Origin of the sequence: Syntrophotalea acetylenivorans, assembly GCF_001887775.1 — a bacterium.
GTDB classification, from domain to species: Bacteria; Desulfobacterota; Desulfuromonadia; order Desulfuromonadales; family Syntrophotaleaceae; genus Syntrophotalea_A; species Syntrophotalea_A acetylenivorans.
Genome location: NZ_CP015519.1, coordinates 37,036 through 61,893, shown reverse-complemented (window position 1 = coordinate 61,893; position 24,858 = coordinate 37,036). Strand labels below are relative to the sequence as shown.

18 protein-coding genes are annotated in these 24,858 nt (G+C 52.9%); 1 reads left to right on the top strand and 17 read right to left on the bottom strand.

The annotated features are described in order from the left end of the window. Positions 1–154 precede the first annotated feature (154 nt). The 16 genes from A7E78_RS00275 to tsaA all read right to left on the bottom strand — a co-directional run bounded on the left by A7E78_RS00275 (position 155) and on the right by tsaA (position 20,744). Positions 155–1,663, bottom strand: a complete 1,509-nt coding sequence (locus tag A7E78_RS00275; RefSeq protein WP_072282394.1) for an XrtA system polysaccharide chain length determinant — start codon at positions 1,661–1,663, stop codon at positions 155–157. Positions 1,664–1,767: 104 nt separating this feature from the next. Then, entirely contained in the window at positions 1,768–2,565 is a 798-nt protein-coding gene (locus tag A7E78_RS00270) for a polysaccharide biosynthesis/export family protein (RefSeq protein WP_072282393.1), read from the bottom strand. Further along, positions 2,566–3,927: a TIGR03013 family XrtA/PEP-CTERM system glycosyltransferase gene (locus A7E78_RS00265; RefSeq protein WP_072282392.1), complete on the bottom strand. Its 1,362-nt coding sequence runs from the start codon at positions 3,925–3,927 to the stop codon at positions 2,566–2,568. A gap of 19 nt (positions 3,928–3,946) precedes the next feature. Next, positions 3,947–6,619, bottom strand: a complete 2,673-nt coding sequence (prsT, locus tag A7E78_RS00260) for an XrtA/PEP-CTERM system TPR-repeat protein PrsT (protein WP_072282391.1) — start codon at positions 6,617–6,619, stop codon at positions 3,947–3,949. Next, positions 6,616–6,966 (bottom strand): hypothetical protein, encoded by a 351-nt coding sequence (locus A7E78_RS00255; protein ID WP_145924808.1) that lies wholly within the window; start codon positions 6,964–6,966, stop codon positions 6,616–6,618. The genes prsT and A7E78_RS00255 overlap by 4 nt, the downstream gene beginning before the upstream one ends. An 801-nt stretch (positions 6,967–7,767) precedes the next feature. Further along, on the bottom strand, positions 7,768–9,111 hold the full coding sequence (locus tag A7E78_RS00250; protein WP_072282389.1) for a sigma-54-dependent transcriptional regulator: 1,344 nt from the start codon (positions 9,109–9,111) through the stop codon (positions 7,768–7,770). Continuing rightward, positions 9,108–10,064, bottom strand: a complete 957-nt coding sequence (locus A7E78_RS00245; protein WP_235606844.1) for an ATP-binding protein — start codon at positions 10,062–10,064, stop codon at positions 9,108–9,110. The genes A7E78_RS00250 and A7E78_RS00245 overlap by 4 nt, the downstream gene beginning before the upstream one ends. A 397-nt stretch (positions 10,065–10,461) precedes the next feature. Then, complete coding sequence (locus A7E78_RS00240) at positions 10,462–11,295, bottom strand: PEP-CTERM sorting domain-containing protein (RefSeq protein WP_072282387.1); 834 nt, start codon at positions 11,293–11,295, stop codon at positions 10,462–10,464. Between the two features lie 464 nt (positions 11,296–11,759). Next, positions 11,760–14,024, bottom strand: coding sequence for a GAF domain-containing protein (locus A7E78_RS00235; protein ID WP_072282386.1), 2,265 nt, complete (start codon positions 14,022–14,024; stop codon positions 11,760–11,762). Positions 14,025–14,715: 691 nt separating this feature from the next. After that, positions 14,716–15,219, bottom strand: coding sequence for an FKBP-type peptidyl-prolyl cis-trans isomerase (locus A7E78_RS00230; RefSeq protein WP_072282385.1), 504 nt, complete (start codon positions 15,217–15,219; stop codon positions 14,716–14,718). A 142-nt stretch (positions 15,220–15,361) separates the two neighbouring features. Further along, positions 15,362–15,838, bottom strand: a complete 477-nt coding sequence (locus tag A7E78_RS00225; protein WP_072282384.1) for an FKBP-type peptidyl-prolyl cis-trans isomerase — start codon at positions 15,836–15,838, stop codon at positions 15,362–15,364. 330 nt (positions 15,839–16,168) lie between these two features. Continuing rightward, positions 16,169–17,146, bottom strand: coding sequence for a tungstate ABC transporter substrate-binding protein WtpA (gene wtpA / locus A7E78_RS00220; RefSeq protein ID WP_072282383.1), 978 nt, complete (start codon positions 17,144–17,146; stop codon positions 16,169–16,171). 113 nt (positions 17,147–17,259) lie between these two features. Then, a complete protein-coding gene (locus A7E78_RS00215; RefSeq protein ID WP_072282382.1) occupies positions 17,260–18,291 on the bottom strand; it encodes an ABC transporter ATP-binding protein in 1,032 nt (343 codons plus the stop codon). Beyond that, positions 18,288–19,118, bottom strand: a complete 831-nt coding sequence (locus tag A7E78_RS00210) for an ABC transporter permease (protein WP_201258015.1) — start codon at positions 19,116–19,118, stop codon at positions 18,288–18,290. Before A7E78_RS00210 ends, A7E78_RS00215 begins: the two co-directional genes overlap by 4 nt. A 4-nt stretch (positions 19,119–19,122) precedes the next feature. Beyond that, positions 19,123–20,109, bottom strand: coding sequence for a tungstate ABC transporter substrate-binding protein WtpA (gene wtpA, locus A7E78_RS00205; RefSeq protein ID WP_072282381.1), 987 nt, complete (start codon positions 20,107–20,109; stop codon positions 19,123–19,125). Between the two features lie 155 nt (positions 20,110–20,264). Next, a complete protein-coding gene (gene tsaA, locus A7E78_RS00200) occupies positions 20,265–20,744 on the bottom strand; it encodes a tRNA (N6-threonylcarbamoyladenosine(37)-N6)-methyltransferase TrmO (protein ID WP_072282380.1) in 480 nt (159 codons plus the stop codon). 218 nt (positions 20,745–20,962) lie between these two features. On the opposite strand from tsaA, the gene A7E78_RS00195 reads away from it, so the two are divergent. Then, the gene (locus A7E78_RS00195) at positions 20,963–21,652 is read left to right on the top strand and encodes an FKBP-type peptidyl-prolyl cis-trans isomerase (RefSeq protein WP_072282379.1); all 690 of its coding nucleotides are present in this window, start codon (positions 20,963–20,965) and stop codon (positions 21,650–21,652) included. A 49-nt stretch (positions 21,653–21,701) separates the two neighbouring features. Here A7E78_RS00195 and A7E78_RS00190 read toward each other — a convergent pair whose 3' ends face one another. Then, a complete protein-coding gene (locus A7E78_RS00190) occupies positions 21,702–24,710 on the bottom strand; it encodes a DUF5714 domain-containing protein (RefSeq protein ID WP_072282378.1) in 3,009 nt (1,002 codons plus the stop codon). Positions 24,711–24,858 lie beyond the last annotated feature (148 nt).

Here is a 24,858-nt window from a genome sequence, read left to right as displayed (position 1 = left end):
AAAAACTGGGTTTTACCGCCCGTTCGTTGCACTCACTAGAGAACACAGAGATAAGCTGTTACTTCAAGAATATTCCTTCGTGTTCTTCGTGCCCTCTGTGGTGATAAGACTTTGACCTAATCTGCGGTCATCTGCGTCCAATTAGCCTTGCATTTTACCCTTTAAGCCGATAGAGACTCTCATACGCAAGCAGAGCAAAGACCAACAGCCCATAGCCCGTTGCTGCGGCATAGAACCAGCGGTCCCTTTTTTTTCTCCTCCGTACCGCCTGCTCGTCAACGATGCTCGGAATCTGTGCTAGTACCAGCAACCCGTGAGGCTTGAGGTCCTCGACGCTTTTTACCGAGGCATCGCTCTTTTCGAGGAGCATCACTAGCCCTCCCGCGGCACCGAGTCCGGCGGCAATGGCCAGCAGGATCATCTTGAGCATATTTGGCGACACCGGTACTCGGGGCAGAATGGCCGGATCGACGATGCGAAAGGTAGTGGCTTTGTCGCCGATCTCCATCTGCTTGGAGACCTCCGACTGGCCGAGGCGCAGCAACAGTTCCTGGTAGATCTTGCGGGCAGAGTCCCGTTCTTGGATCAGGCGATCGAGTTCCTTGCGCTGCTCCGGCACTTCCCGCAGCGCTGCCTCCCGCGCCTGAACCATCTGCTGCAACTTACTTTTTTTGGCTTTTAACGAATTAATTTCCGCTTCGAGGGCCAATTTATTCTGCAAGGTTTCCTGATAGACGGGGTTGACTCCTTGCATTTCCATCGGCGCAATCTGGTCGCCGCCACGCTCCTTTTGTATTCGCAGAGCCTCGATTTCGGCCTTGAGGCGGACCACCTCGGGATAGCTCTCGGTGTAGGTTAGCAACAAGCCGTTGAGCCGTTCTTCAAGCAGGGCAATGGTGTCTTTCCGGCGTTTTTCACTGAACAGGGAGATTTCAGGGTCGATGGTCTGCAGCTGTTTCCCCAGCAACTGCTTTTTAGCGCTCAGGGTGGTAATATCCAGGTCGATCTGATCGATCTGGCTCTGATAGCTTTTTATATCGGCCACCTTGGACTGTTCGTCGTTGCCAAGAAACACGTTCTGACTGCGGCGAAACTGAATGATCGCATCCTCACTCTGATCCAGCTTGATTTTGAACAGGGCAATCTGCTCATCGAGGAACCGGTTGGCACCATAGGTTTCCTCCCTTTTGGCCGACAGGTTTTCCTCGACATAGGTGCGCACCAGGCTGTTGATAAAATCCCGGGCGAAAATCGGGTTTCCATCGATCAGGGAAATAATAAAAAGGTCCCCTTTCCCCTTGACCGACAGCTTGACTCGCCGCTGCAGTGCACTAATGAAATCCTGTTTCTGGCTTTCATTGCCCAACGGAGGAGTGCTGTCGATATCGTCCAATACCCGGGCCACCAACTCTCGGCTGAGCAGGGCGTATTTCAGCACCCGGACCCGGTCGTTCATATCCGGAGTAATCGCCAGCCCCTTGACCAGGCTGTTGATGACATTCTTTTCAATGAAGACCGTACTGTCTGCCTGGTACTTTTTCGGAATGAAATAGCTGTAGGTGATCACCGAGGTGGTGATCAGCAGGGCCACCAGGCAGAAAAGCCCTTTGCGCCGGTAGACCATCCGCAGGATGTTGATAATTTCGTTTTTATTCGATTCCATCTATAATCCGTAATTCGTAAAACGTAATAGGTTTGTTTCTCGCAAGCAGTGAGGGGCAGATTGGCTTGAACCAGTTACGATTCACGCCTCACGCATTACGGAAATTAAAACATGCTTTCCTTGACCACGACCTGGTCACCGGGCTGCAGGGCAATATTCTGTTTGAGATCCTTGCCAAACATCAGGTCCTTGATGCGTAATTCCAGTTCTTCACTGTCCTTGCGCACGACCAGGACATCGTTTTGTTTGGCATATTCGCCAAAGCCGCCGGCTTCAAGAATGGCATCGAGCACCGTCATGCCCTCGCGGTAAAAAATATATTTCGGATCTTGAACGGCACCGGTTACATAGACCTTGTTGAGCTCTTGAGTGGGCAGAAACAGCACATCCTCGGGCTGCAAGGTGACATCATGGGAAATATCCCCCTTGACGAACAGCCGGTAGAAATCGGCCTCGACACGCTGACCATCGCGAATGATGTAAGCCCGGCGCAGATCCGCATTGCTAAGATTTTCCAGCCGGCAGAGCAGCTTGAGAAGGCTGGTACGACCAGGCAGGGGCACCACCGTTGGTCCGGAGCCGCCACCTGAAACATAGACCCGGTTGTTGGTGATCTGGTTCACGGAAACGGTCACGACCGGTTTTTTCACAAATTTCTCAAGTACTTCGGTCAAGCGTGAACTAAGCTGCGCCGGAGACAACCCGGAGGCAACCACATCACCGGCGGCAGGCAGGGTAATCTTGCCATCGGGCCGCACGGTAACCTCGACAGTCAGCTCAGGTACACCCCAGACAGAAACCTGCAGCACGTCGCCGTCACCGACAAGATAGTCCTTGCCCCAGGCGACCGAGCTCAATAAACCCAGAAACGCCACTGCTAAAATCAACTTTTTCCCAAGCATTCACCTTCCTCCGCGGCCGTAGATAACCGTCTTGACGGTTTCCAGCATAATAGACAAATCGAGAAGAATCGAATAATTCTTAATGTAATACAGATCGTAACGCAGCTTCTCCAGGGCATCTTCTTCCGATGCGCCATAGGGGTAGCATATCTGCGCCCAGCCGGTCACTCCCGGCTTGATGAAATGACGTTTATTGTAATAGGGAATCGTTTCGCTGAGTCGACTGACGAACTCAGGACGTTCGGGACGAGGACCGACAAAGCTCATGTCGCCTCGCAACACGTTGAACAGCTGGGGAATTTCGTCAAGGCGGGTTTTGCGTAAAAAGTTTCCGACGCGGGTTACGCGCGGATCGTTTTCCGTGGCCCACACCGCACCGGTCTTTTTCTCCGCATCCTGACACATGGTGCGAAACTTCAGAATGTAAAAATCGCGCCCGCCTTCGCCAACCCGCTTTTGCTTGAACAGCACCGGCCCGGGCGAATCGAACTTGACCAGCAGAGCCACTAACGGGAAGAGCGGCAGCGCAAGTAAAATCCCGAAAAGCGAACACACGACATCGAGAATCCGCTTGAAAAAAAGTCGGAAGGGCGTATTGCGGAAGCCACCGGAATAGATAAACCAGCTCGGCTGGATATTTTCCACCAGCAGCTTGCCGGCCATCTTTTCATAAAAGCAGGAAGCATCCAGTACATTGATGCCACTCAGCTTACACCTCAGAAGCTCCCGCATTGGCAAAGCCCCGCGCCGCTCGGTCAAGGAAACAACCAACTCGGTGGCGCGGTGACGGTCGGCCAGCTCACGAATATCCTCGACCCGGCCAACCACCCGATCGGCAGACACGGTCACCAAATCGGTATCCGGCTGGACAAAACCTGCCAGTACGTAATTGTCCTTGGATAGGCCCAAGGCCTGCTCCATGGTTTCGGCCAACGGCCCGACACCGAGAATCAGTACCCGCTGGGCGAACCCGGGCAAGCGCCCCAGTTCCTGCAGGGCCCTGCGGAGTATGAACTGCTGCACTCCGCATGTTGCCAAAGCCAGGGTCAGATAGCCGCGTCCGATCATAGCCGGCGGCACCAAATAATAAAAGACCGACAGCACCAGCAACGCCGCCATCATCTCTACGGCAAGACGGGCCGCCAGTTCTGCCCCCTGGCTGCGGTGCTCCTTGGAATAGAGCTCACAGAAAAACCCGCATATAATGACTATGGCCACAAATGGCACTACCTTGGAAAATCCATAATAGGGCAGATTGGGAACCTCTTCGACCCTGCCAAAGCGAAGGAAAGCCCCAATCAGCAGAGATAACAGTGCAAGGGTGGTATCGGCCCAAAGGAGCCCCCAGGAAATCTTTCTCACGATTGATTCACCCTTTCCCTTAACCTTTGGTAGCCAATTCTTGCAACAGTTTTTCCACTTGAAGAGTCTCGGTTTCGCTCAGCCTGCCGGTTTGGACTTGCTGCAACACCTTCTGTGCTTCGACAAATTGCTCGAGACCAAAGTAAGCCTGCCCCAAGTGAATCTTAACCAGAGGTTCCTTCGGCAGCATCTGCGCCGCTTTTTGTAAATACGGCAATGCTTCGGTGAACCGTTCCATGCGCAGCAAAACGTATCCCAAGGTATCCATGATGCCGGCATTCGTCGGCTGGCTGCGCAAAGCACGGCCGGCCATGTTCAGCGCTTCATCAAGATCCCCGTAGTTATCGGCATACAGATAAGCCAGATTGTTCAATGCCGGCAGGTAGTCGGCATCCTGTTCGAGACAGGCGCGGTACAGGGACAGAGCCTGCCGCTTGTCGCCCCGGCTGTCATGCAGGGCGGCCAGGCTGAAAGTCGCGGGCAGGTACTCAGGATACTGCTTGCGTAATTCACCATAAACCTCGAGAGCCTGGTTTTTTTTATCCCAAGCTTGATAAATTGCGGCACGGGTCATGTGTAAAGCTGGCGCATTTTTTATCATAGCCAGACCCTGTTCCAGGACCTCGATCCCTTTGGAAAATTTTTGCTCCTGTTTATAGATCTCCGCCAGTAGCAGATAGCCCTGAGGATCGCCAGCGGCACGCTCGACTTGCTGGCGAGCTACCTTTTCCGCTTGTTCAACATGCCCTTGTTGAACAAGGGTTGCGACCAATAGAGGAAGCCCCTTAGCGGGTTGAACTTCGGAGAGAATCTGAAAAACTTCTTGTGCTTCGGCAAACTGCTTTTGTCTGATCAGCATTTTACCCTTTAATTCCAGCAAACCGGGGTGCTTCGCTTGCTGCGCCAACCCCTCCTGCAAAACATCCAACGCTTTTTGCATCTGGCCCTGGCGGCCCAGGAACATCGCTAAAGCAATATGGCCCTCTGGTGCGCCGGTTTCAGCAGCGCTGACGAATGTCTTTTCAGCACCTTGATTGTCCTTCTCCAATTCCTGGATCGTGCCTAAGGAAAGCAAGGCCCTGAGATTGTCAGGGACTACTTGCAGATATGCCTGGTATTCACCCGCCGCACGCTTCAGCTCCCCGCGGGTAAGATAATGATTGGCCAAATTGATATAAGGCGACAGATAGTTCGGTTTACTTTCCTTGGCTTTTTTTAGCTCAACCAAGGCTGACTCCGTTTGCCCTTGTCCCAGATAGGCCGCAGCCAGGTAATTGTGAATCACGGCATCTTCTTCGCCACCCTTTAACCCCTTCTGCAGCACATCGATGGCCTTGACATAGTCCTGCCGCCGCAGATAAGACGAGGCCAAAAGCAGACGTGAATTCAGCAATTCGGGAGTCATGCGCACCACCTCTGCCAGAGGCTCTTCAGCCTTTTCAAAGCTTCCCTGGGTCAGGTGGAACATGCCTTTCTTAAGCTGTGCATCAACCAGGTCAGGGGCTAATTTTACAGCCTCGTCAATTGCAGACATGCCCCGATCAAAATCGCCTTGGGCAAGATACACACTCCCAACAATGTCGTGGGCCAAAGCATTTTTCGGGTCAGCTTTGAGTACCAGTTCAGCGGCAACCCGACTGTCGTCAAGCCGGTTCTGTCTAAATAGGGTTTGTGCGACCATGAGTCGTGCCTGGATATGTTCAGGCTGGTCATCAAGAGCATTTTGAAACTGATTTAGCGCCAGTTCGTATTGACCTTCCTTGTAATAAGCCAACCCGAGCACGTATTTACCTGAAAGATCAGACATTCTCTGAAGAGACTGTTGCAATTTCTCAGCAGCCTCGGAATATTTTTGTTCCGCATAAAGGACTAAACCCTGGAGACGAATAGTATAAGGATGTTCAGGGTAACGCGCCGCCAAGTCGGCTGCCAGGTCCTTCGCAGCATCGGCTCCCCCGCGATTAAGCTCCAGAACCCCAAGTAAATACGTGGCCTTAAGTTCACCGGGGAACGCCTTGAGTAGCTGGCGACCCGCGGCTATGGCTTCATCGCCATTCCCGGCAGCTCCTTCCAACTGCATGAGTAAATAATGAGCTTCTTTGTTCTGCGGGTCGTCCTCAACGGACTCTCGCAGTAGTGCTAGGGCAGCTGAGAAGCGTTGCGTGGCACCATAGACTCTGGCCAGGCCGTTACGCGCACCATGGTGGGTATTATCCAAAGCGAGGGCCTTTTGGTACGCTGCTTCAGATTTATCCAGATTGCCGCTTAAAGCCATCCCTCTTCCAAACAACACGTGAGCCCGGACGCTCGAGGGTTGCTCTTTCAAGTAACCTTCCAACAGAGAAACAGCCTCGTCTACGTGATTATTTTTAAGACGGACATCTGCTAAATGTAAAAGGGCTTCACCATTCCCCGGATCCTGCAGCAATACTTTTTCTAGTTCTTTTTCGGCCTTGAGGTACTGTTTATTCGCGGAATAAATCAAGCCGAGTTGATAGCGAGCCTCGAAAAAATTCGGGTCCTTTTCCAATGCATTTTTAAACAACACAATGGCGCCAGTAAAATTCTTCTGCTCCTGCAATTCCAGGCCTTCTTGCAAAAGTTGCTCTTTGGTTCGGCTGTCGCACCCGAAGCAGGAAAAAACCAGCAGAACGACCAACACCAATCGGGTCAAGTCTTTTAAATTTTTCACAAGGCCCCCTTTTCATTTAATATACTTTTCACAAGCTTGCCAAAATTGGAAAAATCGAGAGGTTTAACAGTATAAAAACAGTTCATACGGCCCGCCAGGATCGAGCTGAGTTCGTCACAAACATAGTCGGCTAATACCAGCAACGCCCGTCCCTGTTCCGCCAACCGTTCCATGAGCCCGCGCCCATAGGGATAACTGATGACGATAAGGTCATATCGATCGATTTCATGCCGGAGAATATCCTCTGCCCCCGCCCAGTCGGTCTGATAGCCGCTCTGGGTCGTAAGGGCTGAAAAAATCCTGCCAGCTCTTTGTTCGTCAATGATTAAAATATGATTTGCACTCACATCAGCCTCACTTTTCAGGCAGAACCATAACCGTTGCAGATGCCCACATAGGTCCATAAAAACCACGGCTTTGTCCTGACAAAAATTAACGAAGCCAAACATAGCAAGGGTTATACCAAGGGATTAACAACGCAACCTGGCGGGGGAGATAGCTTGAAGAAGGGAGGTTTTAGCCGGGCGGAAGCAGCAATATGTAACCATTAGACACACTTTGCTGCCCCAGCACTGTATACAAAAGAAACAGTTTGTTTAGGGCCCGTTTATAAAGCCCCGACTGTACCCAAAAGTGACAACTTCACGATGACCGAAGGAAAAAACAGTGAGTGGACAAACGTGAGTGGACAAACGTGAGTGGACAAACGTGAGTGGACAAACGTGAGTGGACAAACGTGAGTGGACAAACGTGAGTGGACAAACGTGGGTGGACAAACGTGAGTGGACAAACGTGAGTGGACAAACGTGAGTGGACAAACGTGGGTGGACAAACGTGGGTGGACAAACGTGGGTGGACAAACGTGGGTGGACAAACGTGGGTGGACAAACGTGGGTGGACAAACGTGGGTGGACAAACGTGGGTGGACAAACGTGGGTGGACAAACGTGGGTGGACAAACGTGGGTGGACAAACGTGGGTGGACAAACGTGGGTGGACAAACGTGAGGGAACTTACGTGAATCGTAATCAGTCTCAATCCATTTACGTGTTTAAATTCACGGTTTCACCCTTCACGGACTCACCATTCACGGCTCCACCCCTCACGAATTACGGCCTTTTGGTCTCACGGCCTCACCCATCACGGCTTTCAAAGATTAAAATCAGCAATCCGCTTGTAGAGGGTCTTGCGGGACATACCGAGCAGGCGGGCGGCTTGGGACTTGTTGCCATGGCAGCGCTCCAGGGCATCGCGGATCAGGTCCGCTTCCGCTTCCTTGAGGGGACGAACGGGGGCGAGAGAAGAAATGGTGGCACTACGATGGGCGGTAATTTCTACAGGCAGTTCGAGCTCGGTGATTTCCCGGCCGCGGGACAGCACCACGGCCCGCTCCAAAACATTGCGCAGTTGTCGGATATTGCCTGGCCAGGGATATTGCTCGAATAGCTGCATTACCGCGGGGGAGAGGGAAAGAAGTTTGTTTTCCCGGGCACAGAATTCTTTTAAAAATTCGGCCACCAGCAAGGGGATATCGGAAACCCGCTCCCGCAACGGGGGCACTTCTATACAAAAAACATTGATGCGATAAAAAAGATCCTCGCGAAAAGTGCCCTGAGCTACCTCATCGGGAAGGTGGCGGTTGGTGGACGCGAGCAGCCGGAAATCGACGGAGACCTTGCGGTTCCCGCCCAAGCGTTCAAATTCCTTTTCCTGCAGCAGGCGCAGCAGTTTGGCCTGAACGGAGATGTCGAGTTCGCCAATTTCATCGAGAAACAGGGTTCCCCCGGCGGCCTGCTCGACCCGACCGATTCGCTGGCTGGCGGCGCCGGTAAAGGCCCCCTTTTCATAGCCGAACAACTCGGACTCGATGAGCTCTTTAGGGATCGCGGCACAGTTGACGGCCACAAAGGGACGGTCTTTACGCACCCCCTGAAAGTGCAGCGCCCTGGCGACGAGCTCCTTGCCGGTGCCAGTTTCCCCGTGAATCAGCACGCTGCTTTCGGCATCCTTGATGATCTGTATATTTTCCCAGATCTTGCGGCTCGAGGTCGATCCGACCACAAAAGCAGGCCGGCGCTCTCCGGCGGAAATGCGCGCCTTAAGTTCCTCTACCTCCCGCTTGAGAGAACACTGCTCCACCGCCCGGGCCAATATCCCCTTCAGGGCGGCATAATCGGGGGGCTTCACAAAATAGTAGAAGGCCCCCTCCATCATCGCCCGAACCGCGGACTCGACGGAACCGAAAGCGGTAAGAAAGATGACAGGAATCTGGGAAAATTCCTGCTGGATATAATCGAACAGTTGCCGTCCGTCTTCGCCCGGCATGCGAATATCGGTAATCACGGCATCGAGTTCGTCCTCGTGCAGTAACCGCTTCGCTTCGGCAACATGACTGGCCGTGCGCACATGGAAACCGGCTTCGCCAAGGATGGCCGACAACACCCGCAGCGCATTCGGTTCGTCATCGACCACCAGCACGCGGCCCTTGCTCACGACTGCTCCTGCGCTTCGGTTTCGCTTTTAGCGGCCGGCAACCACAGCTGGACCCGGGTTCCCTGCCCTTCAGCACTGACAATTTCCAAACGTCCACCGTAGGAAGTGACCACTTCTCTAGTAATGTACAGGCCAAAACCGCGATCCTTACCAAGCTGCGGTTCACTGGCGGGATCATGCAATTCCTTGATCCTGGCAGGATCCATTCCTGGGCCGTCGTCAGCGACCTCCACCACCGCAAAGGGGAGCCCTCCCTGCTGCAACATGGTACAGGACAGCTGAATATGCCCGCCGTCATCCAGCACAGCCATGGCGTTATTTACCAGATTGAGGACAGCCTGCTCGAACTGAAAAGCATCGATACGCACCGGTATAATATCGTCACCTAGAAGGGCGATGGATACTCCGGCGGCTTTGGCCTGAAGGAGGGTATAGGAAACAACCTTTTTCAGAAGAGAGTCGGCAGTGACCAGTTCCGGTTCGGCCCCCTGCGTAGAAGTGCTTAGAAAACCGCAAATAAACTGTTCCAGGCGGGAAATCTCCTCGACCATGATGCCTGTGAACTCTTGCAGGTCGGCTTCCTCGGAATAGCGACCCTGCAGATAAGTCACCGCCCCCTTGATGGCATTGAGAGGGTTGCGCACTCCATGGGAAAGCATCGCCGCTAGTTTGCCCATATCGCTCCAGCGTTTGCCTGCCGGAAGGCTGTTTGATGGGGCACAGAACTCAAGGTCCCCGATCTGAACCCGGGCACCGACGGCACCATCATCCATCATCATGGGCTCAATAACAACGTCGGCGGTACAGGCGCCATTCCATGAGACAAAACGATACCCTACAAGCTGCACAGGCTCGCCAAAGCGAATCACCTTACTCAGCGCGTCATCGGCCCCTTCCCTAATGGTCGGAAGCCATTCATGGTAAGGAGAGCCGATTAACTGCCGGCATGACACGCCCAACCGCTCTTCCAATGCGGAACAACAGCTGATGAAACACAAGTTCTGGTTGACAGCGAATTTCATCAAGGACATGTAGATATTGCGACCCTATGCAAAACAGCCCGGAGGGGCCATAAAAATGGAAAAAACAACACATCGAGGCATGTCAATTTTATGACTTATTAGGAATATCAAAGGGCGCGAATAAAAGCAAACTGTTTTTTTCAGCTGTACTAATATTATAGACACTTCAAATATTCTGGACAAACCAAAGAGAAAAGAATGATTATCGAACAACTCGAAAAATGGAAACCTAAGGTTTCCATCAAAAACAAACCCCACTTCTAAAAGAAGCGGGGTTTATTAAAATCCAAGGAGCAATCAGCCCCATTTTATGTCAGGCTGAAATCGATCAGGCCTTTTTGCGCTTGCGCAGGTAAGCCAGGCCGACCAGGCCGCCGCCGAGCAGCAGCAGAGTGCCGGGTTCGGGAACCGGGTTGGCAACCAACTCAGAAGTCGCTGAGACAGAAGTGCCGACAGCAAGACTAGCGATATCGTACTGCAGAGCCATGGTAACATCGAAGGGGTTGGTGCCGTTGATGCTGTCAGTCAGGTCATAACCACCACCCAAGATATTGCTGCGCAGGACAGAGAAATTGTCGATCTCCCATCCGGCAAAGCTCAGTCCACCGAAAGTCCCGCCATTAACAAGCCCGATGCTGGAGTTGGGCACCGAATCATTTTCGATGGCCAGCAGCATGGTTTCGCCACCCACAGTAGTAACGGCAGCATCATTAGAGGTGGTATTGCCCAAGTCAGGATCGAGGTATTGAAACAGGCTGATGTCGGTGAGGGTTTGCGAACCTGTATTGGCCAGAGTATAGGAGGTGACAAAGACATTATCAAAGAGACCGAGGGTGCCATTCACCTGCACAGTAAGACCCAAAGCGCTGTTCACAAAGCTGAGGGCGGTATTACCAGCATCAATTGAGAGCGTTTCGGTCCAGATGCTAGTATTAGAGAGGCTGCTCACGGCCCCGTCAACCTCGACGAACACATCCCATTGGAAAACTTGATCGGCATAACCACCGAAACCGATACTACTGCTGGTCAGCCCCTGACCCAACTCAAGATGAAAGTTGTTAACCCCCGTAAGACCATTGTCCAGGGTTAACGCAAAGGCTGAGCCAAGGCCTGCCCCAAACAGCAATGCAGCAGAAAGCAATACAACTAATAATTTCCTCATTTTCACGATCTCCTTTTAAGATATTGGAAGGACCACCCAAATTGCCAAATACGTTCAAATCGCTTCTTGGCCATCTATACAGCAACACCCATACCAACACCATAAATACCCGTTTTCTCTATGTTTTTCTTCTGCGAATCGCCTCATTTTCATGCTTGTAAAAGTTTTCGACAGACTTTTCTAACTTTTTTCAAAGCACCCCAAACCCCCTAGGGGTTTCTCTGCACAACGCTGCGCTTGATTCAAGACACTTTCGAATTCCCGCATCCGCTAATCAGGCTTGCAACATGGGTTTATCTTATATTTATGATCAAAGCCAAACTCATCGAGCATGTAAACATTTCCGACAAACTGCCTCCAGAAACCATAAAGGCGGAACCTTCCGTAGAAGATTCCGCCTTTAGGCAATTAACATTGGGGTGGACTTGGCAGTCGGTGATCGAGCAGCGAAAGCGACGCCTGCTTCAGTCAACCAAAACCTTTTCCAGCGCCGACACCACCTGTGGATCGTAGCTCTGCCCTCTCTCTTCCAGAATTTTTGCCAAAGCATCCCTGGAAGACAATGCCCTTCGATAGGGTCGATCTTCGGTCATGGCGCAATAACTGTCGACCACTGCCAGCACCCGAGACAGCAGAGGTATCTGTTCGCCGGCCAGGCCGTCTGGATAACCGCTGCCGTCGAAATGTTCGTGATGATGGAGAATGATATGGCGCACCTCTTCGGAACAGTCGAAGTCCTGCAGCAACTCGAGGGTGGTGAAGGGATGACTCTGAAGGGCGGTCATCTCCAGATCGGAGAGTTCCTTTTTCTTCTCCAACAAGCGGCGGTCAAGAAGCATAAGCCCGAGATCGTAGATCAGTGCAACGTATAAGGCCAACTCTTGTTCCCGCTCATCGGCCTGCAATTCCTTCATCAGAGCGTCGACCAGTTCCAGGTAGCAGGTATTGCGTTTGGCGTAGCGGGCTTCTGCGGACAGCAGGCTGTCTAAGGAGGCGATAATCTTGCGAAAATCCTTTTCGCCCTGATTGGCCATGCCCTTGAGGTTATCTATAAAGGCGGTGATGCGTTCCACCACCACCTGGGCGACCTTCAGATCTTTGTCGGTAAAGGCTTGTTCAGTCTGCTTGTCGGTCAGATTGAGCACCCCGATCACCTTGCCGTTCCGCTTGAGCGGCACAGACAACAACGACCGGGAACTGTAGCGAGGGTTACCGCCTCCGCGATTGAAACGGGGGTCGCCCTCGATATCCTCTACCAGCAGGGGCTGGCCTTCGGCAGCTACCCAGCCCGCCAACCGATCCCCGATACGTAGCCGGGTACCTCGCACAGACTCTTCGTCGATCCCCCGGGCGGAACGAATCACCAGGTCACCGGACAGCTGATCGCAAAGCATCAGCGAGGAAGTATTGGCTCCGAGCAGACCGGAGACGAATTCCAGTACCCTGCCCATGGTCATATCCAGGGCCGCTTCCTCCATTTCCAAGGCCATGCGGGAAATCAACAGGCGGCAGACCAACCCCTCGGGGCCGTTATGGGCTTCTATCTGCCAACCATTGGTCTCCACTGCCTTGCGTACGAGATAGAGCTTGATCGCCGGACTCGACTCGCCCAGACCAAAATCGTCTTTGCCCTGGAACAGGGTCTTTAGAGTGGACTCGTGCAGGGCCTGATCGCAGATAAATTCAAGCAGAACCGAATCCTCCTCGCAAACCCGAATTCGTATCCCGGCTCCCTTTTCGAGATGCCCTGCCAGACCGGCAACCAGGTTCATGAGCAAATGGCTCACCTGTACCTTGTCACCAACGATATCCGGCTCCAAAGCATCGGCTTCCAGATCGACAGTCACCTGATATTGGGTCAGAGCGGTTTTGATGAGGTGGGAGTCGATAGCCTGTTCCAGAAGGGGAACGATGGAGATAATCGATTTCTGGACTACCCGCCGTTCGTTTTCGAGCCGCAAAAAATCGAGTTGTTTTTCGAGGATAACCGAAAGGCGTTCGGTCTCGCTTTCGATGATACCCAAAAACTCATTCTGGCCGCTGCCCCGGGAGGCCTCAGTATTTTTCAGGTAATAAACCGCTCCCTTGATAGAATTCAGGGGGGTTCGTAGTTCGTGGGAAAGGCGGGTCAAAAAATCGGTTTTGGCCAGATCCGTCTCGATGAGCTTCCGGTTGACTTCTTCCGAGTAGGTGATTTTTTCCTTGAACTTGTCGACCAGCAGAGCGTTTTTAAGCGCCAGACCTGCCTGGCTGGCCACCGCCTTAATCAGGGAAAATTCCTCTTCCGTAAAAGGCTGACCACCCTTTTTATCGTTAATGTTAAGCACCCCGAGCAAGCCGTGCTGGCCGACAATCGGGCAAGATACGAAGGATCGTGTCCTGTAACGGTCGCGGCCGCTATCCTGAAACCTTTGATCGGTCTCGATATCGGTGACCAGAACCGGTTTTTGTTCGGCGGCAACCCGGCCGGCTATGCCTTCGCCGACATTGAGCCGGTAATCACGGCTTAGCTCATGCTTGATTCCCCTTGAACTGTGGATATAGAGCTGGCCCCGGTTATCAAGCAACATCAAGGAGCCCTTTTCGGCATCGGTATAATTGATGGCCAGGTCGAGAATCAGGTAGGCGATAGAGCTAATATCATCGGCTCCGATAATGGCCCGGGAGATTTCATCGATGATCGCCATGCCGTTCATATTTGGTTTTGGGACTTCCTGGTCCTGGGACATCTGCTCTCTCACATAAATACGCAGCTCTGGCCAATAACCGAGCGAACCAGACCGGTTTCAAGGGGTACACATAGATAGAACCATGGAACTCTTTGCAAGAAACTCTCCTACTCCTTACCCATTAAATAACCAGGATTTTTTCCCATCGTCAAGGCTCCCCATCACCGATGTAAGCTTTTTCGACAGTCCTTAATTTTCCCTGCAAATTCAATAAAAAAAGAGTTTTAATCCTTCTGGAACAGTTGTGCCCTGCCCCACTCAGTCGACGAACAAAGTTTTTTTAGCAATCTTTTAAGCTTTTACGAATGCATTACGTTCCGCATATTTGGTTATCTACCCTAGTCGAGTGATTTTTTTGTCCTTTGATCTTTCGGGCTTTGTGGAGGCTGTGGCGAAAAACAAAAATACAAAACCCAAAAGCTATAACCACGAAGCACACGAAGAGCACGAAGAAACACCTGAAAAACAATCTTTTATGGATTTTCTAGCCTTCATTTTTCCTTCGTGTACTTCGTGACCTTCGTGGTAAGAATGAATTTTTATACTTCAGGTAGGACCAGAATCATGATCTTTTGAAAAATCGGGGCAACTTGAGAAAAATAACCTAACTGGTGAGTACAAGTAAAAAAAGCCGGATTTCCCATGTACAGGGAATCCGGCTTTTTAGTTGTAACTAGTTATTGCTTACTGCTTAGTGCTTGCCGCAACCGGTGCAGACATGGCCGCCTTCGCCGCCATCATCACAGGAAGGAGCATCGGCCTCAAGACCGGTTTCAACAATCTCAAGATCGAAGACCAGGGTCTTGCCGGCCATGGGATGGTTGGCGTCCATCTTGACCGATTCTTCGGTAATTTCGGCTACCACTGCAGGCACAGGCTGACCCTGGGGATCGCGAAGATGCAGACGCTGACCGATTTCCAGCTGCATATCCTCGGGGATCTGGCTCTTGGGAATATCGATGATCATGCCGTCCTGAAGCTCGCCGTAAGCATCGGCGGGGGCCAGGGTAACGGTCTTCTTGTCGCCGGCGACCATGCCGATAACAGCATCGTCAAAGCCTTTGATCAACTGACCGGAGCCAACGGTGAACTTGAGGGGCTCTTTGCCCTCGGAGGAATCGAAAACGTTACCGTCTTCGAATTTGCCGGTGTAATTGACGGTAATGGTATCACCGTTTTTGATTGCTTCAGACATTCAGTTTCTCCTTGATTTTTCGGTTAAACCACAGGCATGGGCTTGCGGTCCGCACTGACGAAAAGGTCGGCACGCAGTTGTCTTTCTTCGATAGATCAGATCGGCTGCTGAGACGAAGAATTAAATCCTTAGAAGCCGATGATTATTGCTTGCCTTCCACCGCCTCGGCATACAACCGAGCGGGATCAAGGCCAGTTTCGACAATTTCCAGGTCGAAGGTCAGGGTTTTGCCGGCCAGGGGATGATTGGCGTCGAGCCGGATAACCTCCTCGGTCACTTCGACAACCTTGGCGGAAACCGCGCGACCTCCCTGCAAGGGCAGCTTAAGCTGCATGCCGACTTTCATGCTCTGCAGATGGGGCATGCCGGCCAAGGGGAACTCCAGCAGGTTTTCCGGCTGTTGTACACCATAAGCCAGTTCCGGAGCGAGATGGATGGTCTTTTTCTCCCCGGCGGACATGCCAAGCACAGCCTGATCGAATCCCTTGACCACCTGCCCCACACCGACCACAAAGATCATAGGATCTCGATCTCTGGTAGAATCAAACTCCTCACCGTCTTTGAGCCGACCGGTGTAATGAACCTTGATGATATCCCCATCCTTGATAGCATCTGCCATGAATATCTACTCCTATTGAAAGTTGTAAGCCGTAACCGTTAAAACCCTTTACGCCTTACGGATTACGCATACGGGTTTTAATCGTGATCCATTGTTTACCGGGCCGCCATTGCGAGACTTTCTCTGTCCTCTGGCTTTACCCATAATTGGACATAATAAGCCAAATTCCCCCTAGAATGCAAACGGAGCATTGCCAACATCCCGCTACCCGCCAAAAAGACCGTAAGCTATGCTTGAGGAGCAGTTAGTCGAACTGCCAAACGAAATGGGCGCCGCTCTCCCCTTAGGGAAGGCGGCGCCCAAGCAATACAACACCATAAACGATTTAAACTATTGCCGAACGATGACCCGGGCTTGCACTTCCATTGGGAATTGGTCGCGCATTTGTTCCGTGGGCACGAAGGGCGGGTTGAATGGAGGTTGACCGAAACTGGCCAAAATCTTCTGGCCACCTTCGGGATCGAGCAAGTAATCCAGAAAGGCTACGGCGGCTTTACGATTAGGCGCATCTTTCAGGAGCGTAATGCCGTAAGCGACAAACCGTCCCTCGCGATCAAAGAAGGTCCCGGGGCGTTCACCGGTCACTGTTACCCGCGCCAGCCGGTAAAAGGCGTCATAATCAAGATTAGCCAGATTGACATGTTCGTCCAGGCTGACGAATTTCAAACCGTGCTGCAAAGCGATGGAGCGGTAAGCCCAGGCATAATCGAGATCACCATTTTGCACCAGGGCAGTTAAACTCACCGATTTTCCCCGCATATTGCCCAAAGGTCTGTTCGCCAACAGGAGTTGGTAAAGGCCAGGCCGCTGATAATACTTCTCCGCCAATTGCATGGCCATCATACTACGGTATCCGCCCGGATCGATATTGGGGTCGGAGTGACCGAAAGAAACTCCGGGCCGACTGAGTATCTCGAACCAGTTGTCCTGATTGATTTCATCCGCAAACTTACTCTGCTCACTGTAAGTCAACACCAACTCGTTGGTGGCAAAACGGATATTGCCGATCCCAAGGTCCGGCAACAGGCTCTTATCGATGACCTGAAAATCGGCAGAGGCCATCAAGTCTGCGGGCTTGCCCACTTCTGAGATCAGCCGCGCCATGCGAGTGCTGCCGCCATGTTCGCGCTGAATATCGACGCCGGGATAACGAGCTTCGAACTCTTTCTCCATGGCCGCAAAAGGCACGGTCAAACTACCGGCATGAAATATCCGCAGTTTGCCGGTGACTTCGGCCTGCGTCGTAACGGGCAGGCTTAAACAGCAAAACAGCACGGTTACGAAAATGGCACGAAGGATATTGAGCATGGCATATACTCCTTTAGGAAAACATAAAGCTTTCACCGCAGAGGTCGCAAAGAAATCCCTGTTGACTCTAAATCTTTTCTCTGCGCACTCGGCGCTCTCGGCGGTAATTAAGCTTAAAAGACGTGAGCGACCGCTGGATTGAAACCAAGAGTGACCGTATCGCCTACTTCGAAACCGTTATTAAATAGGGCCTTACGATCAAGATAAGTAACAAATTCGGCCTCTTGGCAACGAACACTGATTTCATGGACAAAACCGAGGGGAACAATCTTTGCGATCTCGCCGGGAAACACCTGACAGTCAACATCGGACAGGGGCACTTTAGCCAGGACAATGTCCTCCGGTCGCAGAGCCAGGTAACGACCGCTGTTCGATGACGGCAAGGGACAACTCAAACCGCCGAACTCGGCAAATTCACCGGTAAAACGCCCCTCGAAAACGTTTTTCATCCCGACAAAATTAGCGACAAAAGGGGTCGCGGGTTGTTCGAAAACTTCTTCGGTGGTCCCCACCTGCTCCATGACTCCTTCCCGGATCACCCCTACCCTGTCGGCGAGACACAGGGCTTCGTTGAAATCATGGGTAACCATCATAAAGGTGATACCCAGCTCGCGGTGCAGGTCTTTAAGGGCCCGCCGGATTTCGTCTCGAAAGTTGGGGTCGAGAGCGGACAATGGCTCGTCGAGGAGAAGTACCTGAGGATTGACGCTCAAGGCCCGAGCCAGACAGACCCGTTGCTTTTCGCCGCCACTGAGGTGCAACGGGCGCCTTTGCACGATCCGTTGCAGCCCGAGCAACTCGATCAGATGATCTATCCGCTGTTGACCTTCGACCGGGTCGATACCGTGATAGCGCAAGCCGAAGCGAACATTCTCCATCACCGTCAAATGGGGGAAGAGGGCATAGTCCTGATAGACAATACCGATGCGTCGGCGTTCCGGCGGCAGATGGGTCAACTCTTTTCCATCCACCCTGATTTGGCCTTGAGTTACTTTAACCAAACCGGCAATCGCCTCAAGAATCACCGTTTTGCCGGAACCGGTTGGTCCGAGCAAGGCAAAAAACTCCCCGGCAGCTACTTGTAGCGAAATATCCTGCACGGTAAAGCCGGGCAGGGCAATGGTCAGCTCATCGAGTTGAATCATCGCTCGACCTTTCGCGGCAGGGAAACCAGCCGCAGCAGGGTAAACAACAGCAGACAGACCAGGATCAGCCACACGCCGACCGGTTGCGAGTATTTCAGGCCGTAGGCAGTGAAACGTTCATACATAAGTACCGGCGCGATCATGGGATGATAGGCCACAATGACCACCGCCCCGAATTCACTAACCGCACGGGCGGCGCACATGATGAAACCGCCGAGCATGTGCCGCCAGGTCAAGGGCGCCGTTACTCGAAAAAATGTAGCGGCCCTGCCGGCACCGAGACTGCGGGACACGTTCTCCAGCCGTACCGGCACACTCTCGAACCCCGCCTTGGCAGAATTGATATAAAAAGGCAAACCGACAAAGGTCAGGACCACGATAATGCCGGTGACACTGCCCATGATATGCAGGCCGACCTTGGCCATCAATTGACCCAGGTAATGACCGCGGCCGAGCAGACTGAGGATAGCGATACCGACCACCGGATGGGGGATCATAATCGGCAGGTCTATGATGCTCTCAACGAGCTTTTTACCTGGGAAGTCGTGGCGAGCCAGCAGATAAGCCAGCGGAGTACCGAACACAAAGGAAATAAGGGCTGCAGCCATTGCCGTATAGATCGACAGCCAGATGGACGAAAACACCTTTGGGTCCCGGATGGTCTCTACCAGGCTGGCTATGGTCGGCTGAGAAACCATCCGGTAAAGGGGCAGCACGATAAACAGCAGAATGGTAAAACTGCAGAAACCGGTCAGATATAGAAAGGGGCTGCCGAGCGACAGTCTTCGACGCTCGCCAACCCCTTGTTGTGCGGAACCCATTTGCATCGGATTACTGTTTTATTTCGACCAACGGTTTCAGTGAAGCTGGCAGCAGTGCGTGCATCTCTTTTGTGGGGACCCGAGCCGGCACGAAAGGCGGCTGACCCATCTCCTCAAGTACTTTCAGGCCGCCTTCGGGATCGAGCATAAAAGCGAGAAAGGCTTCGGCTGCGGGCTTGTTAGGAGCCGCATCGACAATGGTCACACCGTAGGTAATCGATTTACCGACACGGGTGAGGGTAGTACCCGGTTTTTTGCCGCTGACTTCCACGGTGGCCTGCTTGTAAAAATCATTGTGCAGGTAGTTACCGAGGTTGATTTCATCGGGTAAGGTCACGTATTTAAGACCGTGCTGAACCGCTACCGAACGGTATTCCCAGGCATAATCCATTTCACCATTTTTCAACAGAGCAACAAGTTGTTTCGCCTTGGGAAGAACATTTTTCAGCGGACGGTTAGCGATAATCTTTTCGTACAGGCCCGGCTGTTTCAGATATTTCTCTGCCAGCTGCAATACCATCAGGCTACGATAGCCGCAGGGATCGAGGTCGGGAGCCGAATGACCCCATACCACCTCCGGACGCTGCAGGATTTCAGTCCAGTTGTCGGCGCTGACTTCGTTGGCGAATTTGCTCTTGTCGGTATAGCACAGAACAAGCTGATTGGTTGCGAAACGGATGTTGAGCGCGGCATGATCCGGAATGAGCGACTTGTCGATAACATTGTAATCAGCCGAAGCCATGATATCGGCGGCCTTGCCAACCTCGGAGATCAGGCGGGCCATCTTGGTACTGCCGCCCGACTCACGCAACACATCGACCTGCGGATACTTGGCCTCGAACTGCTTTTCAATGGCGGCAAAGGGGACGGACAAACTTCCGGCATGAAAGACAACCAACTTTCCCGCAGGTTTCGGCTGATCATTATCCGCCAGCAAAAAGCTGTAACTGAAGACCCCAAGGGCCAGTACCAGTAAGACTCCCAGCAACTTCTTCATAAAATGCTCCTTTACTCTGCATTGAAATTAAGAAAGAGAAGTGCTAAGCACTCTTACTGACCGTGCTGACACCACCCGCTCGTTATATCCAGATGAATATAGCGAAACTGAACATCAGCGTCAATAAGATTCCCATGGTGAGACCAGGTCACAAATCAGCGAAAACGTTCATCGGCGGTACGGCCCTGCAAGTCGGTAACGGCTCCACTAAACCAGCCTATTCGTTCCACCTCCGCCGGATTGAGTTGCGGCACATAGGGTTTGATGTCGAGTAACGGCGTACCGTCGAGCATGTCGACATCCGCCACCTCCAATATCCCGTCATGGATAGCCGTCAATCTCACCACCGACAAACCGATAGCATTAGGCCGCTTTGGTGCCCTGGTGGAAAACAAGCCCCGAGGCTGGGTGTCGAGAAAGGGGGTTACTTCCATCTCGTAACCGCTGGACAGATGAAAATGATAAAGCAGAATCAGGTGAGAGAAACCGTCCAGATCTTTAAGACCCGCCCGGTAGCATTCAGCAATCTCAATATGACCCACTGCTCCAGCGGCAGCGGCCGGTTGAATCGGCGTGCCTTTCCGTACAGCAAAGGGGGTATGAATTATTCCAATCGGTTGATAAATAATCTCCATAAAGTGCAACTCCTTTCTCGGGATTGAATAATTTTCGGGCAACATTGCTCATGCTTGAATGGCTGCCTGTCAGCCGAGACAAAGAAAAACGTTGCCTAATCAGCGGATTACTCTAAAATAGCTGAGGCGAATAAATGTCTAGCTATCAAACTGTTGCAACCAGTGAGCCGCTTTAGTAGAAAGGCTCCGAACCAGTTCACACCAGGAAAGGATTCCCAATGAAAAACACACTGCTGGCACTGGCCTGTCTGGGGCTGCTCGCCCCTACCGCCTGTGCCCAGGAACAACCACCGGTTCAAAGCGAGCAACAAAAAGTCAGTTACAGCCTGGGCTATAACATCGGCCGGGATTTTAGCCAGAAGCAACTCGACATCGACCCAGACGCACTGATGCGCGGCATGAAGGATGCGTTATCCGGCTCCACCACCGCCCTCAGCGAAGACGAGATGCGGCAGGCCATGATGGATCTGCAAAAAAAGATGATAGCCCAGCAGCAGCAACAGGTAAAACAGATGGCGGAAACCAATGAACAGGCAGGCAAAGCCTTTCTGGCGGAAAATCGCCAAAAAGAGGGTGTCAAGACCACTATGAGCGGCCTGCAGTACAAGATCATCAGCAAGGGCACCGGAAAAAAACCGGGGCGCGACGATAAAGTGACGGTCAACTACCGTGGCCGCCTGCTGGATGGCACCGAGTTCGACAGTTCCTACAAGCGCAACAAACCGGCAACCTTTCCGGTGGGAGGCGTGATCCCCGGCTGGACGGAGGGACTGCAGCTGATGAAAGAAGGGGCCAAGTGGCAGCTGTTTATCCCCGCCAAGCTGGCCTATGGTGAAAAAGGCGCCGGGCCGATGATCGGCCCCAACGCCACATTGATTTTCGATGTGGAGCTGATTTCGGTCAACTAGTTATAACAATTTCTCTTTAAAGGCCCGCCCCCCGGCGGGCCTTTTTTGTTCATTCGGGAACGGGGAACCAGGGACACTGGGCACCTGCACATTCCCGGTTAATTTCTATCTGATCACAGGCAATAAGGGCATCGGCTTTCAGTGTAACGGACAGCACCGTACCGGAGATCTTGGCCGCCTTTTTCAAAGCCAGCCAGCAGTCCCGACGACAACAGCGAGCCAGCGGCAGAGCACTAATCTCGGATAGTACCTGCTGGCTGGCCTCCTGCACCAGCTGCCGAGCCGGGCCATCGAGGGGGTTGGCCTTGAGTATCAGACTGAAGGCGATCCCAACTCCGGCCGCGGCGCCACAAACTCCCCAAAAAGCACAACTGCCGCCGGCCAGCTGAGTCCCTCTTCCCAACCCGGCAATCAATTCTTCATCTCTTAGTTCGCCGCCGCTATTGCGGTAAACAGCCAGGATTACGGCCGGCACCAGGGCGTGATATTCGGGACCATTAGCAGGGATGGCTGGATGGCTTCGGATTTTTTCGAACAGGCTCAGCAGGTCGGTCTCGGTGCTGGCCAAAGCCAACCGCTCTATCACCTGCAAAGCATCCGCCGCATGACAATGATCGCAAACAAAATGACCCTGCTCACAAACAGCGCTGGCCGACATTATTTCTTGGCAATAACTGCACCGACGTTCTTCTTCTCCGTCAAGATACCGGATATCTTTGCCGCAAACCATACAGCCGGAGCGAAAACGGTCTTCCTGTGAATCGACGCCCGGGACTACGTCAGTCTCCTTTGGCAGGGCACAACACGAGGATCCCAGCTCGAGATTGGTCACCGCACCTTGTCTGTCAAGCTGAAAGAGACTGTCACCGGCTGCGGCAGCAACCTGTCGATCGACTTTCGTCACCTGCCCGGGGATCAGCTGTTGCCCATCATCCGTGATCACCGTTGCAAAGGGGCCTCGATAGAGAATCGTTACGGCTTCAGTCGGATTCGGTTTGAACGCTTCAAAGGTCAGGGAAAAGAAAGGGTGACCCTGGACCACCCGATAGGGAAAACGTTTGATCAGCCGAATCGCGATAAACCCGGACTCTTCGAGAATACCGACCAGATCCTTCTGCGTCAGGGCCCCGGCGATACACTCCCCACGCAGCAGTTCGTCATTGCGCAAAGAAGCCGACGGTTCCTGTTCGCAGACAACATCCGATATCACCAGACGACCGCCTGCTTTCAATACCCTGTAAATCTCGGCAAAGGCCCTGCGTTTATGCGCCGACAGATTCATCACGCAATTGGATAACACCACATCGGCTGTCTGGTCCATCAGTGGCAGGCTTTCAAGGAACCCTTTATGAAATTCAAGATTCTTATAGCCGAGGCGCTCCTCCACAGCAACGGCCCCCTGCCCCGCCAGAGCCAGCATATTATCGAGCATATCGATTCCGACGGCCGATCCCTGCGGACCAACCTGCCGGGCTGCGATGAAGCACTCGACCCCACGGCCGCACCCGAGGTCGACCACCCTTTCACCGCACTGCAGGTTCGCATCGAGCACCGGACTACCGCAACCATAGCCACGGAAACGATATTCAGCGGGGATATGATCGATAAGAGACGGATCGTAACAAACCGGGTTGAGAATATCCTCTTTGGTCTCATCGGCGGCGTCGCGATAAAATTCCTGCACCACGGTCCGACTGTCCGACTGAGCTAGAGACAACAGGCAGTTGGAATGGACCAGAGCCACCGCTCCGTGAGCACCGCAACTTTCCAGAACATCCCCCATCTTCAACCGCAACCGCGGCGGCCCCTCGTCGCTCTGTTGGGCAGCTTCGCGAACGACCTGCCAACGGGCCAACTGCTCATGTAGAGGCGTGTAAGGATCGTCACCGATAAACGATCCGCCATATAAATAACTGTGATCCAGATCGCCACCACCGAGCAGCAAGCGCCATTGAGAATCGAGCCCGGCCGCCGTGGTTTGGCGAATTGTCTGCAACACGGGGCTTTCCTGCCAAGCTGATTTCAGCCCCGACTCAAGCCCAGTAGCCAGTTCGGTTAGACCGGCCAGGGCCGCCGAAGGATAGAGTTGCCCATCGACACCCACAGCCGCAGACTCCCAACCACAACCGCTTCCGTCGTGCACTGTGCCTCCGGGAGCAAACACCTGACTGCGCAAGGCGGTTAAATTATCGACAACGATACCCTGCTCTTCAGCACGGGCATTCACCTTGACTAGCTGCTGGAAAATCTCTTCAGGCCGGGCAAAGCCTTCAGCAGCACCCCGTCCGCGAATGAAATACCACATGAAGTGGACATTGCCCGCACCGACTTCAGCGGCAAAATCGATCACTCCGGACATATCAGCCAAGTTGTCAGTCGTCACACACATGGAAAGAGTAAAGGGGATCTTCCGTTCTTTGAGCCACAGCAACTCCTCTTTCAGCCGGGCAAAGGCGTCAGGGCCCCGAAGCCGATCGTGAGCGACCTGCAGACCGTCCAGACTGATCTGCAGGTGCAACCGGTTAAAGTCCCAGTTTTCATCATCGAGAAACCGGCGTAACAGAAGACCGTTGGTCAGCAGCGCCACATGAGTATTGTCGGGCTGCAACAAACTCCGAACGATGGACCGAAAATCGGGGTGCATCAAGGGTTCACCGCCGGTCAGGGCAAAGACCCGGCAACCTTCATCGAGGGCCTGAGTCGCCAGTTCCTGCACCAGGTCGGCGCTCAGTTGCGCTCCATCTCCCGGTGCAGAAGCAAACATACAATGCCGGCAACTCAGGTTGCAGTTGTTGGTCAGGTGAAACCAAAGTTCCCGCAACTGCGGTCGACCCAAAAGGACGGCCCGGCCAGGATAAGGCTGGCCGGAGTCTTCAGGTAATCGCTGTAAAAAACGCATTGCCAACGGATCGGCATTGTCACAGACACCTTCTTTAAGTTGTTGCAGCAACTCATCACCGGCCCGGTTAGGCACAAACCAACTCGGCCGGTCAGCACGCACATAGATAGGGGTGCCATCATGTTCAAAGCGCTTCCAGGCTTGGGGGTCAAAAGTCATAATCAATCCGTGTTTATAAGAACGGCGGGTAATGCTCTGCCCGCGCCAACAAATTAAACTTCAAAAAACATTAACCGCAGATTTCGCGAGGTCGCAGAGATAGAGCAACCACGATTTTCCGGTTTCCTTTGCGCTCTCTGCGTTCTCG